Raw genomic sequence first — 13,329 nt, 5'->3', positions numbered from 1 at the left:
AGGTCAATTACCGACAGCAGCCCTCACTGACCACCCTTTTGGACGAACGACCTCACGAAATCCTCGGCGTTCTCCTCCAAGACATCATCGATTTCGTCCAGGACGGAGTCGACGTCGTCGGAGAGCTTTTCCTGCCGCTCCTTGAGGTCGGACTGCGCTTCCGCGGCCTGCTCCTCGACCTCCTCGGTCGAGCGAGTGGCCTTCTGCTGTCCGCCGCCGGTGTCCTTGGTCGCCATGTCTACCTCACCCCGCTCGGTTCGCACGCTCGTGACGAGGGACCCCGGGATCGGGATCCCTCAAGATCAGACCCTATGCCGGACCCTACAAGGAGGTCCGGGCTTTCGTCCCCGTACTTTGACAACGTCCGGGTGTTCCCATGATTCCCGGGAGAGGCGGCTTTCAGGCCCCCTCTCCGGCCCGGTTCAATTCCCGCTGAGCACCCGCACCAGGTCCTCCGCCGTCCGGCAGCGGTCCAGGAGCTCCTTGACGTGCTTGCGGGTACCCCGCAGGGGTTCCAGCGTCGGGACGCGCTGGAGGGAGTCGCGGCCCGGCAGGTCGAAGATCACCGAGTCCCAGGAGGCCGCGGCGACGTCGTCGGCGTACTGCTCCAGGCACCGGCCCCGGAAGTAGGCCCGGGTGTCCTCCGGCGGCTTCGCGGCGGCCGTCTCCACGGCCGGCTCCTCCACCAGCCGCTGCATCTTGCCGCGGGCCACCAGGCGGTTGTACAGGCCCTTGTCGGGGCGTACGTCCGCGTACTGGAGGTCGACGAGGTGGAGCCGGGCGGCGTCCCAGCCGAGCCCGTCGCGCCGCCGGTAGCCCTCCAGGATCTGCCGCTTGGCGATCCAGTCCAGCTCGCCCGCGAGGCTCATCGGGTCGCTCTCCAGCCGCCCCAGGACGTCCTCCCAGCGGGACAGCACGTCCTTGGTCTGCTCGTCCGCGTCGGCCCCGAACCGCTCTTCCACGTACTTCCGCGCCAGCTCGAAGTACTCCATCTGCAGTTGCACGGCGGTCAGGGTGCGGCCGCTGCGCAGCGTGATCAGGTGGCGCAGGTCGGGGTCGTGGGAGACCTGGTGGAGGGTGCGTACGGGCTGGTCGACGGCGAGGTCGACGGTGATGAAGCCGTCCTCGATCATGGAGAGGACGAGGGCGGTGGTGCCGAGTTTGAGGTAGGTGGAGATCTCGGAGAGGTTGGCGTCGCCGATGATCACGTGGAGGCGGCGGTATTTCTCTGCGTCCGAGTGGGGTTCGTCGCGGGTGTTGATGATGGGCCGCTTGAGGGTGGTCTCCAGGCCGACCTCGACCTCGAAGTAGTCCGCGCGCTGGCTGATCTGGAAGCCGTGTTCGCGGCCGTCCTGGCCGATGCCGACGCGGCCGGCGCCGGTGATCACCTGGCGGCAGACGAAGAAGGGGGTGAGGTGGCGCACGATCTCCGAGAAGGGGGTTTCCCGCTTCATCAGGTAGTTCTCGTGCGTGCCGTAGGAGGCGCCCTTGTTGTCGGTGTTGTTCTTGTAGAGCTGGATCGGCTGGGCGCCGGGGAGCTGGGCGGCGCGTACGGCGGCCTCGGCCATGATCCGTTCGCCGGCCTTGTCCCAGAGGACGGCGTCGAGCGGGTTGGTGACTTCCGGGGAGCTGTATTCGGGGTGGGCGTGGTCGACGTAGAGTCGTGCGCCGTTGGTCAGGATGACGTTGGCCAGGCCGATGTCCTCGTCGGTGAGCTGGCTGCTGTCGGCGGCCTCGCGGGCGAGGTCGAAGCCGCGGGCGTCCCGCAGCGGGTTCTCCTCCTCGAAGTCCCAGCGGGCGCGTCGCGCCCGGTGCATCGCCGCCGCGTAGGCGTTGACGATCTGGGACGAGGTGAGCATGGCATTGGCGTTCGGGTGACCGGGGACGGAGATCCCGTACTCCGTCTCGATCCCCATTACTCGCCGTACGGTCATGCGGCCCTCCTTGCCCGGCGGCGCCCCCGTTCGGGAGCGGCGCTCAAGTACCGCTGGTGGTCCGGTGCGTGTGCGGTGCCCGACCCCGCACTGCGGATGCGTCGGTACGGATGAGCCTAGAACCACTCCACGCCGGTGGGGAGATCGTTTCCGTCCTTGGCTGCGCCCCGTCACGGCTGAAAAGCGGTCGGTGATGCTGTCGGTAAAGCAGTCGGCTGCGGGTGCCCGGTGGGGCACCCGCAGCCGCCCTCGGGTCAGAGGTACTGGCCGGTGTTTGCCACCGTGTCGATGGAGCGTCCGGTGTCTGCGCCCTGCTTTCCGGTGACGAGGGTGCGGATGAAGACGATCCGTTCGCCCTTCTTTCCGGAGATGCGGGCCCAGTCGTCGGGGTTGGTGGTGTTGGGCAGGTCTTCGTTCTCCTTGAACTCGTCCACGCAGGCCTGGAGGAGGTGGGAGACGCGCAGGCCCTTCTGGTTGTGTTCGAGGAAGGCCTTGATGGCCATCTTCTTGGCCCGGTCGACGATGTTCTGGATCATTGCGCCGGAGTTGAAGTCCTTGAAGTAGAGGACTTCCTTGTCGCCGTTGGCGTAGGTGACCTCGAGGAAGCGGTTTTCCTCGGTTTCGGCGTACATCTGCTCGACGACGGTCTGGATCATGCTGTGGACGGCGACCTCGGGCGAGCCCTGGTGTTCGGCGAGGTCGTCGGAGTGCAGGGGCAGGGAGGCCTTGAGGTACTTGGCGAAGATGTCCCTGGCGGCTTCGGCGTCCGGGCGTTCGATCTTGATCTTCACGTCGAGGCGGCCGGGGCGCAGGATGGCCGGGTCGATCATGTCCTCGCGGTTGGAGGCGCCGATGACGATGACGTTCTCCAGGCCTTCCACGCCGTCGATCTCGGCGAGGAGCTGGGGGACGATGGTGTTCTCGACGTCCGAGCTGACTCCGGATCCGCGGGTGCGGAAGAGGGATTCCATCTCGTCGAAGAAGACGATGACGGGGGTGCCTTCGCCGGCCTTCTCGCGGGCGCGCTGGAAGACGAGGCGGATGTGGCGCTCGGTTTCGCCGACGTACTTGTTGAGGAGTTCGGGGCCCTTGATGTTGAGGAAGTAGGACTTTCCGGCGGGCTGGCCGGTGACCTCGGCGACCTTCTTGGCAAGGGAGTTGGCGACGGCCTTGGCGATGAGCGTCTTGCCGCAGCCGGGGGGGCCGTAGAGCAGGATGCCCTTGGGCGGGCGCAGTTCGTGTTCCTTGAAGAGGTCCGGGTAGAGGTAGGGGAGCTCGACGGCGTCGCGGATCAGCTCGATCTGGTCGCCCAGGCCGCCGATCTTGTCGTAGTCGATGTCCGGGACCTCTTCGAGGACGAGTTCTTCGACCTCGCTCTTGGGGACGACTTCGTAGACGTAGCCGGAGCGGGGTTCGAGCAGGAGGGCGTCGCCGGGGCGGATGGTGGCGTCCAGCAGCGGCTCGGCGAGCCTGACCACCCGTTCCTCGTCGGTGTGCCCGATGACCAGGGCGCGCTCGCCGTCCTCGAGGATTTCCTTGAGGGTGACGATGTCCCCGGCCCGCTCGAATTCCATGGCCTCGACCACGTTGAGGGCCTCGTTGAGCATGACTTCCTGGCCGCGCCGGAGGTCGTCCGGGTCGACGCTGGGGCTGACGTTCACGCGGAGCTTGCGGCCGCCGGTGAAGATGTCGACGGTGTCGTCGTCGTTCGCCTGCAGGAAGACACCGAATCCGGCCGGCGGCTGTGCGAGCCGGTCGACTTCCTCCTTGAGTGCGACGATCTGGTCGCGTGCCTCACGGAGCGTATTTGCGAGTCGTTCGTTTTGTGCGGAGACGCCGGCCAGGTTTGTCTGGAGCTCGACGATCCGTTCCTCGAGAATCCTCGTGTGTCGCGGAGAGTCGGCGAGCTTACGTCGCAGGACGGCGATTTCCTGCTCGAGATAGGCAACCTGGCCGGCGGGGTCCTCAGACCCCCGCCCCGGCCGGATGCCGCGGTTGATGTCGTCGTCGTGGGCTGCCACGGTCCTCACCTCCTCCAAGGGGAGCTGGACGCTTCCTGACCCTACCTGGGCTGGTGGTGATTGAAACCCCTAGATCACAAAGACGGTAGAGGTGTGTCCGATCTTCACCCTTGCGTACTCCCTCACGCCAGGGGAATACCCACCCTTCAACATCGGAAAGCAGCCGGTTGTAAGGTCGAGGGGTTCAACACCCGCCAGCCTGGACGCGACTTGCCGCCGGCACATGGCGGGAAACGGATCACTGAGGGCAGGAAACGGCGGGAGATATGACCGTGCAGCAGGAGGCAACCGGCGGGGGCGCCGATGGCGCGGGGCGGGCCGGGGAGCCGCTGGAGGTCTGGATCGATCAGGACCTGTGCACCGGTGACGGGATCTGTGTGCAGTACGCGCCGGAGGTGTTCGAGCTGGACATCGATGGTCTGGCGTACGTGAAGAGTCCTGAGGACGAGTTGCTGGTGGAGGTGGGGGCGACCACTCCGGTTCCGTTGCCGTTGCTTCAGGATGTGGTGGATTCGGTGAAGGACTGCCCGGGTGACTGCATCCACGTGAGGCGCGTTTCGGACGGGGTGGAGGTCTTCGGTCCGGACGCGGAGTGACGGTTCAAACACTCCGGGCTGATGTCTGCGTCAGCTCCTGGCGGAATTTTCCGCCGCTCCAGCGCCACTTGGCGAGCTGCTTGACGTCGGGGTTGTAGCGGGGGACGTCGGGTGAGGAGTAGCCGAGGAGCTGTGCGGTGATGGTGCCGTCACGGATCGTGAGGTCGGTGGCGGTCTGGCGGCGTGCGGTGTCGAGGAGGGTGGCGACGATCCGGGGCGGGGTGCCTTTGGCGGTGTCCTGGGTGAGGACGTAGAGGGCGTGGGGCGGGGTGCCGGATCCGGCGTCGCAGCGGACGGCTGCGACGGTCTCGGGGCGGCGGTCGCCGTCGAGGTCGCCCTGGGCGGTGGCGGTGACGGTCGTGGGGGCGCCTTTGCAGTCGAGGGGCCAGGTGACGGCGGCGGGGTCCGGGGCGGCTGCCTGTGGTGCGGTGGGTCGGTTGGCGGGTTCGGGGGTGGCGGGGCCGGCGGCGGTGGCCTCGGGTTGGAGAAATCCCGCCCCGGCTATGACGGCGGCCGTGGCGCAGGCGGTGGCGAGCCAGTGGAGGGGCCTGGTGCTGCTGTGGGCGGGGGTGTCCGGGGCAGCGGTGTCCGGGGCGGGGGCCGGCGTGGCGGTGCGGTGCGGCACGCGGGGTGTCTCCTGTGCGGGCGGTGACGGCGAGCCAGCATCGTGTCACACCTCACACGGGGGTGGAACGGGTGGGTCCGTGGTCTTCGGGCGGGTACGCCCGGACAACGTGAAGGCGCTGCGGTGCAGTTCCCGCGTTTGGCGGGGGAACTGCACCGCAGCGCCTGTGTGTTGTGCGGGGGAGGGGGGCTGTGGTCAGCCGCGGTCGCCGGAGTTTCCGGTCTGGGCTCCGGGGCCTTCGTAGTCCTCGCCGTAGGCGCCCTTGGCGGGGCGGCGGCGGCGCATGGGGGGTTCGACGCCGTCCGCGAGGCGGCGGGCGGTGACGAGGAAGCCGGTGTGTCCGATCATCCGGTGGTCGGGTCGGACGGCGAGGCCTTCGACGTGCCAGTTGCGGATCATCGATTCCCAGGGCTGCGGTTCGGCGAAGCAGCCGATCTCGCGGATGGACTCGACGGTCTTGGACAGCTGGGTGGTGGTGGCCACGTAGCAGCACAGGATGCCGCCGGGGACGAGGGCCTTGGAGACGGCTTCCAGGCATTCCCAGGGGGCGAGCATGTCGAGGATGACGCGGTCGACGTCGGTGTCGGACAGGTTGTCCTGGAGGTCGCCGACGGTCAGCTGCCACGCGGGGTGCGGGCCGCCGAAGTAGCGTTCGACGTTCTCCCGGGCGATCTGGGCGAAGTCCGCGCGGCGCTCGTAGCTGTGGAGCATGCCCTGGTCGCCGATGGCGCGCAGCAGGAAACTGCTGAGGGAGCCGGAGCCCACCCCGGCTTCCACGACGCGTGCGCCGGGGAAGATGTCGGCGAAGGCCAGGATCTGGCCTGCGTCCTTGGGGTAGACCACGGCGGCGCCGCGGGGCATGGACAGGACGTAGTCGGGGAGCAGGGGGCGCAGCGCGAGGTACGCGACGTTCCCCGTGGTTCGGACAACACTGCCCTCGGGAGCGCCGATCAGCTCGTCGTGGGGGAAGGAACCCTTGTGGGTGTGGAAGTTCTTCCCGGCTTCGAGCGTGAACGTGTAGTGGCGTCCCTTGGGGTCGGTGAGCTGGACCTGGTCCCCGACCTTGAAGGGCCCGCGACGGCGGGCGGCACCGGTCGGTTCGGACATGTGACCAGTGTATTGGTTTCAGGGGCGGGGCCGTGCCATGGCTTTCACGAAGGCTTTTTCGACGTCGAGGGCGGAGAGGACGCCGTAGACGTGGCCGCCGGTGTCGAGGACGAGGTATTCGGTGGCGGGGGTGGTGCGGAGGTGGTCGAGGAGTTCTTCGCCGGTGAGGTCGGCGGAAACCTTCATGCCGTCGGTGAGGTCTTGGGCGAGGGTGCTGACGGCGACCCAGGGGCGGCGGTGTTCGGGGACGGAGGCGATGGCGCTTTCGCGGACGATGGCGGTGGGTTCGCCGTGGCCGTCGACGATGACGATGGCGCGGGCGCCGTAGGCGTTGGCGCGGCGCAGGGCTTCGGAGAGGGGGGTGGTGTTCTCGACGGGGACGGCGCGGCGGGTGAGGGTGCGCGCGCGGAGTTCGGGGAGGTGTTCGCGCAGGCGGGCCATGCGGAGGCTGTTGCCGGCGCCGGTCCAGATGATGGCGGCGAGGATGGCGGCGAGGAGGGCGTCCATGACGGTGCTCATGCCGCCGATTTCGTCGCCGGGGGTGCCGAGGAGTCCGGTGTGGGTGATCAGGGGGAGGCCGAGGAGGACGGCGATGGCGAGGCCGCGGCCGACCCAGGCGGCGGCGATGGTGCCGGTCATGGGTTTGCCGGTGATGCCCCAGATGACGGCGCGGAGCATGCGGCCGCCGTCGAGGGGGAGGCCGGGCAGGAGGTTGAAGGCGGCGACGAGGAGGTTGGAGATCATGAGGCCGGCGAGGAGGACGCCGGGGACGGTGCCGGGGTCGACGGCTTTCATGCCGAGGTAGAAGGCGCCGGCGAGGAGGAGGGAGAGGAGGGGGCCGACGAAGGCGAGGACGAATTCGCGGCCGGGGGTTTCGGTTTCCTTCTCGATCTCGGAGACGCCGCCGAAGAACTGGAGCTGGATGCGGCGTACGGGGAGGCGGAAGCGGAGGGCTGCGACGGTGTGGGCGAGTTCGTGGACGAGGACGGAGGCGTAGAAGGCGACGGCGAAGAAGAGGGAGACGAGGTAGCGGGCGGGTCCGAGGTCGGGCAGGACGCGGTCGAGCTGGTCGCCGAAGACCCAGGTGATGAGGGCGGCGACGAGGAACCAGCTGGGCGAGACGTAGACGGGTACGCCGAAGGGGCGGCCCATGAGGAGTCCGCCGCCCGGTCCGGGGCGCTTGCCCTGGCGTTCGCCGGTCTCGTCGGTGTCTGCCACTGCTGTCCTTCGTTCGGTGCTGTCCGGCGGGGGGTGCCGGTGGTGTTCCCAGTGTGGTTCACGGGCCGCTCGGCGGGTGTCGGCGGGTGCCGGCGTGGCTGGTCGGTTGCGCGGTGTGATGCTCCGATCATGCAGTGCGAGGGGGCCCGGCGTCGATGGTATGCGCGTGGCTGTCCGTGGCGGGTCGTAGGGTTTTGTGCATGACGACGAGTTCCGGTTCCTTTTCCGGCGCCTCGGATGCCGATGCGGCACCGGGTGTGGCGGTGCCCGTTTCGCTGTCGCCTTCGCGGGCGGGCGATTTCATGCAGTGTCCGCTGCTGTACCGGTTCCGGGTGATCGACCGGCTGCCGGAGAAGCCGAGTGCGGCGGCGACGCGGGGGACGCTGGTGCATGCGGTGCTGGAGCGGTTGTTCGATCATCCGGCGCAGGAGCGGACGGCGCTGCGGGCGAAGGCGCTGGTGCCGGGGCAGTGGGAGCGGCTGTTGGAGGCGAGGCCGGAGCTGTCGGAGCTGTTCCCGGCGGGGGATGAGGGGGCGGGGCTGGCGGGCTGGCTGTCGGAGGCCGAGGCGCTGGTGGAGCGGTGGTTCACGTTGGAGGACCCGACGCGGCTGGAGCCGGTGGAGCGGGAGTTCTTCGTGGAGGCGGAGCTGGAGTCGGGGCTGCGGTTGCGCGGGATCATCGACCGGGTGGACGTGGCGGCGTCGGGTGAGGTGCGGATCGTCGACTACAAGACGGGGAAGGCGCCGCGGCCGGAGTATGCCGAGGGTGCGCTGTTCCAGATGAAGTTCTATGCGCTGGTGGTGTGGCGGTTGAAGCGGGTGGTGCCGCGGCGGCTGCAGCTGGTGTATCTGGGCAGTGGGGATGTGCTGACGTACGACCCGGTGATGGCGGACCTGGAGCGGGTGGAGCGGAAGCTGCTGGCGCTGTGGGAGGCGATCAAGGAGGCGACGGCGACGGGTGACTGGCGGCCGCGGCCGACGAAGCTGTGCGGCTGGTGTGATCACCGGGCGGTGTGTCCGGAGTTCGGGGGCACTCCCCCGGTGTATCCGCTGGCGGTCGTGCCGAGGCCGGGGGGCGGGGAGGCGCGTCCGGCGGAATCCTGATCATCCGATCAGGGCAGAATGGGTGGCGTCCCGCCGAAGCGGCCTTACCGAATTCGAGGTGTCACCCGTGGCGATCCGCGTCCTCCTGGTCGATGACCAGCCGTTGCTGCGCACCGGTTTCCGGATGATTCTGGAGGCCGAACAGGATCTGGCGGTGGTCGGTGAGGCCGGGGACGGTGTGCAGGCGCTGGAGCAGGTGCGGGCGCTGCAGCCGGACGTGGTGCTGATGGACATCCGGATGCCGCGGATGGACGGGGTGGAGGCGACGCGGCAGATCACCGGGCCGGGCCGGGACGGTCCGGCGAAGGTGCTGGTGCTGACGACGTTCGATCTGGACGAGTACGTGGTGCAGGCGTTGCGTGCGGGGGCGAGCGGGTTCCTGTTGAAGGATGCGCCGGCGCATGAGCTGGTGCAGGCGATCCGGGTGGTGGCGGGTGGTGAGGCGATGCTGGCGCCGAGCATCACGCGGCGGCTGCTGGACAAGTACGCGGGTCACCTGCCGTCGGGTGAGGAGCGGGTTCCGGACACGCTGGGGACGCTGACGGAGCGTGAGGTCGAGGTGTTGAAGCTGGTGGCGCGGGGGTTGTCGAACGCGGAGATCGCGGCGGACCTGTTCGTGAGCGAGACCACGGTGAAGACGCATGTGGGGCATGTGCTGACGAAGCTGGGGCTGCGGGACCGGGTGCAGGCGGCGGTGTACGCGTACGAGAGCGGCTTGGTCCGGCCGGGCGCTGCGCAGTAGTCGGCGGGCCCGTGGTGTGCCGGGCCGGCAGCGGCCCGTGTGGCGGTCGGCAGCGGCCCGCGTGACGGCCGGCAGCGGCCCGCGTGACGGCCGGCAGCGGCCCGCGTGGCGGCCCGTGGCGGCGCGGGAGGCGGAACCCGGCCCGTGGCCTGCCCGGGAGACGGAACCGGCCCGTGCCGCCTCCGGTGGGAGGTGGCACGGGCCGGTTCGTGTCCGCGGGGCGGTCAGCCCTTGGCGATCTCCCAGAAGCGGAAGACGGTGGAGGCGTCCAGCGACCACTGCAGGCCGGTGACGTTCTGGCGGGTCACCGCGTACTGCTTGCTCTGCCACAGGGGCAGGAGCGGGATCTCGTCGGCGACGATGTCCTGGAGGCGGGTGTAGTCGGGCGTGGCCGCGGTGCGGTCGGCCTTGGAGGCGGTCGCCGGGATGATCGCCCCGGTGATCTCCTTGTTGTCGTAGTTGTTGCGCAGGACGTTGTCCGGTCCGAAGAACGGCTGCGTGAAGTTGTCGGCGTCCGGGTAGTCGGGGACCCAGCCGCGGACGTACACGCCGTACTTGCCGGCGTCGATGTCCTTCTCGTACTGCTCGTACTCGACGGACTTGACCTCGGCGTCGAAGAGGCCGCTGTCGTTGAGCTGCTTGGCGATGAGGTTCATCTCCTGGTCCGTCGCCGGACCGTAGCGGGCGGGCGTCGAGTACAGGGTGATCTTCACCTTGTCCTTGATGCCGGCGGCGCGGAGGACGGCCTCGGCCTTCTTCGGCTGCGGTGCGCCGCCGTAGCGGTCGAAGAAGGCGGTGGTGTGGGAGCCGATGCCGGCCGGGATGACCGAGTACAGCGAGGTGGCGGTGCCCTCGTAGACGTCCTTGACGAGCGCCTCGCGGTCGACGAGGTAGGCGATGGCCTTGCGGACGGGGAGCTTTCCGACGACCTCGTCCTTCATGTTGAAGACGAGGTGCTGGACCTCGGCGCCGGTGCCCTGGACGACCTCGACGTTGTTGTTGCCGGTCTTGGTGGAGGACAGGCTGGCGATGTCCTTGGCGGCGAGGCCGCGGAAGGCGAAGTCGACGTCGCCGCTCTCCAGCGTCTTCTTCAGGGCGGCCTGGTCGTGGTTGAAGAACTTCAGCGTGACGCCGGTGTTCTTCGGCTTGGCCTTGCCGGTGTAGGACTCGTTGACCGAGAAGTTGGCGCTCTTCTCGTTCATGGAGTCCAGCTTGTAGACGCCGGAGCCGATGGCCTTGTTGTCGGTGCGGAGCTTGTCGGCCGGGTACTCGCTGCTGTCGACGATGGAGCCCGCACCGGAGGCGATCTTGCTGGGGAAGGTCGCGTCGGAGTTCTTGAGGCGGAAGACGACGGTCTTGTCGTCGGGGGTGTCGATGCCGACGATCGACGACAGCATGACGGCGGGGCCGTTCGCGTCGTTGATCTTCAGCGTGCGCTCGAAGGAGAACTTGACGTCCTTCGAGGTGAGCGCGTGGCCGTTGCTGAACTTCAGGCCGGCGCGCAGGGTGCACTTGTACACCTTGCTGTCGCCGCCCTCGAAGTTGCAGGCCTGGGCGGCGTCGGGCTCCGGCGTGGTACCGCCCTTGGGGAAGCTCAGCAGCGACTGGAAGACGTTGTTGAAGAGCAGCCAGGAGCCCGGGTCGTAACCCGAGGCGGGGTCGGTGGACTTCACCTTGTCGGATATGCCCATGACCACGCCCTTGCCGCCCTCGGCGGCGGGGCCATCGGTCGAACCGCAACCGCTGAGCAGCGCGGCGGCGGTGGCTGCGCCGAGCGGGGCTGCCAACCACTGGTTACGTCTCATCGCACGAACGTCCTTCACAGTATTGCTGAATCGTTGCGCCGGCCTGCGACACCCGCTGCCGGTTGCTGCTCGTCTCAGCCGCTGACACCGCGGCCGAGTTCCCACAGCTGGAGGTCGGAGATGGCGTTGACCGACCACTCCACTCCGGTGATCCCGTCGCGTGCGGCGACGTACTGCTTGCCCTGCCACAGGGGCAGGACGGGCACGTCCTCGGCGACGATGTCCTGCATCTCCGAGATCGCGGGGCCGGCCACGTTGCGGTCGGCGGCCTTGCGGGACTCGGGGATGAGCTTGGTGCGCACCGTACTGTTGGCGTACGGCGTGCCCAGGAAGTTGTCCTGCTCCAGGAAGGGAGCGAGGAAGTTGTCGGGGTCCGCGTAGTCGGGGAACCAGCCGAGCCCGTAGGCGGCGTAGTCGCCCTTCTTCTGCGCGGGGCGGAACTCGGTCCAGTCGGAGCCCTGGACGGTGATGTCGAACAGCTGGGTGGAGTTCAGCTGGTTCTTCAGGGTCTCGAACTCGGCTGCCGTGCCGTCGCCGTAGTGGTCCTTGGTGTAGTTCAGCGTCAGCTTGACCGGGGTCTTGATGCCGGCGTCCTTGAGGAGGGCGGCTGCCTTGGCGGTGTTGGCCTCGCCGTACTTGTTGCGGAAGGAGTTGACGTGGCCGGCGACGGAGGCGGGGACCAGCGAGTACAGCGGCTGGGCGGACTTGCCGTACACCTTGGAGATGATGGCGTTGCGGTCGACGGCGGCCGCGAGGGCCTGGCGTACGGCCTTGTCCTTGACGGCCGGGGCATCGGTGTTGAAGCCGATGTAGCGGATCTCCAGGCCGGGCATCTGGGTCAGCTTGACGCCCTTGGGGGCGTTGGTGGAGAACTCGGCGATCTGGGCGGGCGACAGGGTGCGCGAGACCATGTGGATGCGGCCGTCGGTGAGGGCCTTGCCCATGGCTGCGGAGTCGGTGAAGGTGCGCAGTTCGACCTTGTCGTTCTGCAGCTTCAGGTCGCCCTTGTAGTGCGGGTTCTTGGTGAACACGGCGCGGACGAGGTGGTCGCCCTTGACCTCGGCCTTCATCGTGTAGGGGCCGGAGCCGTCGACGGCGAAGCCGCCGCGGAGCTTCTTGGCGTCGTAGGTCTTCTCGCTGACGATGCCGGCGGCGGGCGTGGCGAGCTTGTACGGGAAGGTCGCGTCCGGGGTGTTCAGGTGGAAGACGACGGTGTCGGCGCTCTTGGCCTCGACGGTGTCGATGGTGGAGAGCAGCGAGGAGGGGCCGTTCTCGGCGTTGATGGCGCGGACGCGGTCGATGGAGAACTTGACGTCCTTGGCGGTGAGCGGCTCGCCGTCGGCGAACTTCAGGCCGGGCCGCAGGGTGCAGCGGTAGCTCTCGTTGCCGGTGTCGGTGAAGCGGCAGTCGGAGGCTGCTTCGGGGACGGGCTGGCCGCCGCCGCGGGGGGTGTGCATCAGGGTCTGGACGGTCTGCCGCAGGACGTTCCAGGCGCCGGCGTCGTAGGCGTACGCCGGGTCGAACGGTGCGGGGGCGTAGTCCGCCGCCTCGTACCGGTCGGTGGTGCCGACGACGATCGCTCCGGTTCCTGCTCCTCCGCCCGTCGAGCTGCCGCAGGCGGCGAGCGCGGGGGTGAGCAGTCCGGCCGCGGCCGTCAGCACCAGGGTCTTGCGGTTCATGCTGGAAGTACTCCCTTGACCGGCACTTGTTCAAAGCGGCGTAACGGGCACTGCGCGATGGTCGCCCGTTCGGGGCGGAACGATCGGGCCGGTTTTGTGACGATCGGTCCACACAGTCCGACACAGGGGTATGCGTCCTGGACTGCTGCGGTGCGGCGGAGTGCCCGCGTCGACATTAGTGGCCTATGAAGGGATGGCTTGAACTGGCAGGACTTGGGGTGTAATCGCACGGTGATGGGAGCGGACTGCCTGTCAGTGCCGGGGGCGTCCCAGATGGGGGCAGGAACTCACCAATCCGGACACAAGGGAACCTTGCCGAGCCCTGGGACAGGTCGGTCGGGGGCGTTTCGGGTGACGAAGGTCACCCGGTCCGGGGGCCAGGGAAAGGATGGGATTCCGGCCGCCCGGCCATGGAACGGAAGATCCTTCCGTGGGCCGGTGGTGGCGGGTCCGGACCGCTCTGAACGGAGCGTGCGCGGTCAGGGGGGAGCCTGGATGA

11 protein-coding genes are annotated in these 13,329 nt (G+C 68.5%); 3 read left to right on the top strand and 8 right to left on the bottom strand.

Features of this window, described 5'->3' with window-relative positions; genetic code table 11:
* Positions 1–23 precede the first annotated feature (23 nt).
* The 3 genes from ACIQUT_RS13610 to arc form a co-directional block, all read right to left on the bottom strand.
* Positions 24–236: a ubiquitin-like protein Pup gene (locus ACIQUT_RS13610; protein WP_042803062.1), complete on the bottom strand. Its 213-nt coding sequence runs from the start codon at positions 234–236 to the stop codon at positions 24–26.
* A gap of 186 nt (positions 237–422) precedes the next feature.
* Entirely contained in the window at positions 423–1,934 is a 1,512-nt protein-coding gene (gene dop / locus ACIQUT_RS13605) for a depupylase/deamidase Dop (protein ID WP_403562651.1), read from the bottom strand.
* A 254-nt stretch (positions 1,935–2,188) separates the two neighbouring features.
* On the bottom strand, positions 2,189–3,955 hold the full coding sequence (arc, locus tag ACIQUT_RS13600; RefSeq protein ID WP_403562649.1) for a proteasome ATPase: 1,767 nt from the start codon (positions 3,953–3,955) through the stop codon (positions 2,189–2,191).
* Positions 3,956–4,221: 266 nt separating this feature from the next.
* Here arc and ACIQUT_RS13595 point away from each other — a divergent pair, with 266 nt between their 5' ends.
* Complete coding sequence (locus ACIQUT_RS13595) at positions 4,222–4,551, top strand: ferredoxin (RefSeq protein WP_403562647.1); 330 nt, start codon at positions 4,222–4,224, stop codon at positions 4,549–4,551.
* Between the two features lie 4 nt (positions 4,552–4,555).
* Here ACIQUT_RS13595 and ACIQUT_RS13590 read toward each other — a convergent pair whose 3' ends face one another.
* The 3 genes from ACIQUT_RS13590 to ACIQUT_RS13580 form a co-directional block, all read right to left on the bottom strand.
* On the bottom strand, positions 4,556–5,176 hold the full coding sequence (locus ACIQUT_RS13590; protein WP_403562645.1) for a hypothetical protein: 621 nt from the start codon (positions 5,174–5,176) through the stop codon (positions 4,556–4,558).
* Between the two features lie 195 nt (positions 5,177–5,371).
* Entirely contained in the window at positions 5,372–6,283 is a 912-nt protein-coding gene (locus ACIQUT_RS13585; RefSeq protein ID WP_403562643.1) for a tRNA (adenine-N1)-methyltransferase, read from the bottom strand.
* An 18-nt stretch (positions 6,284–6,301) separates the two neighbouring features.
* A complete protein-coding gene (locus ACIQUT_RS13580; RefSeq protein WP_403562641.1) occupies positions 6,302–7,501 on the bottom strand; it encodes a site-2 protease family protein in 1,200 nt (399 codons plus the stop codon).
* 200 nt (positions 7,502–7,701) lie between these two features.
* On the opposite strand from ACIQUT_RS13580, the gene ACIQUT_RS13575 reads away from it, so the two are divergent.
* Positions 7,702–8,604 carry a RecB family exonuclease gene (locus tag ACIQUT_RS13575; protein ID WP_403562639.1) on the top strand — a complete coding sequence of 301 codons (903 nt, stop codon included), beginning with the start codon at positions 7,702–7,704 and terminating at the stop codon, positions 8,602–8,604.
* Between the two features lie 67 nt (positions 8,605–8,671).
* Complete coding sequence (locus ACIQUT_RS13570) at positions 8,672–9,346, top strand: response regulator (RefSeq protein ID WP_403562637.1); 675 nt, start codon at positions 8,672–8,674, stop codon at positions 9,344–9,346.
* A 224-nt stretch (positions 9,347–9,570) separates the two neighbouring features.
* Here ACIQUT_RS13570 and ACIQUT_RS13565 read toward each other — a convergent pair whose 3' ends face one another.
* Positions 9,571–11,151, bottom strand: a complete 1,581-nt coding sequence (locus ACIQUT_RS13565) for an ABC transporter substrate-binding protein (protein ID WP_403562635.1) — start codon at positions 11,149–11,151, stop codon at positions 9,571–9,573.
* Positions 11,152–11,225: 74 nt separating this feature from the next.
* Entirely contained in the window at positions 11,226–12,830 is a 1,605-nt protein-coding gene (locus ACIQUT_RS13560; RefSeq protein ID WP_403562633.1) for an ABC transporter substrate-binding protein, read from the bottom strand.
* Positions 12,831–13,329 lie beyond the last annotated feature (499 nt).

The organism is Streptomyces sp. NPDC090445 (assembly GCF_044769385.1).
Lineage (GTDB): Bacteria > Actinomycetota > Actinomycetes > Streptomycetales > Streptomycetaceae > Streptomyces.
The sequence above is the reverse complement of the archived record's forward strand: the minus strand, read 5'-3'. Positions and strand labels throughout refer to the sequence as shown.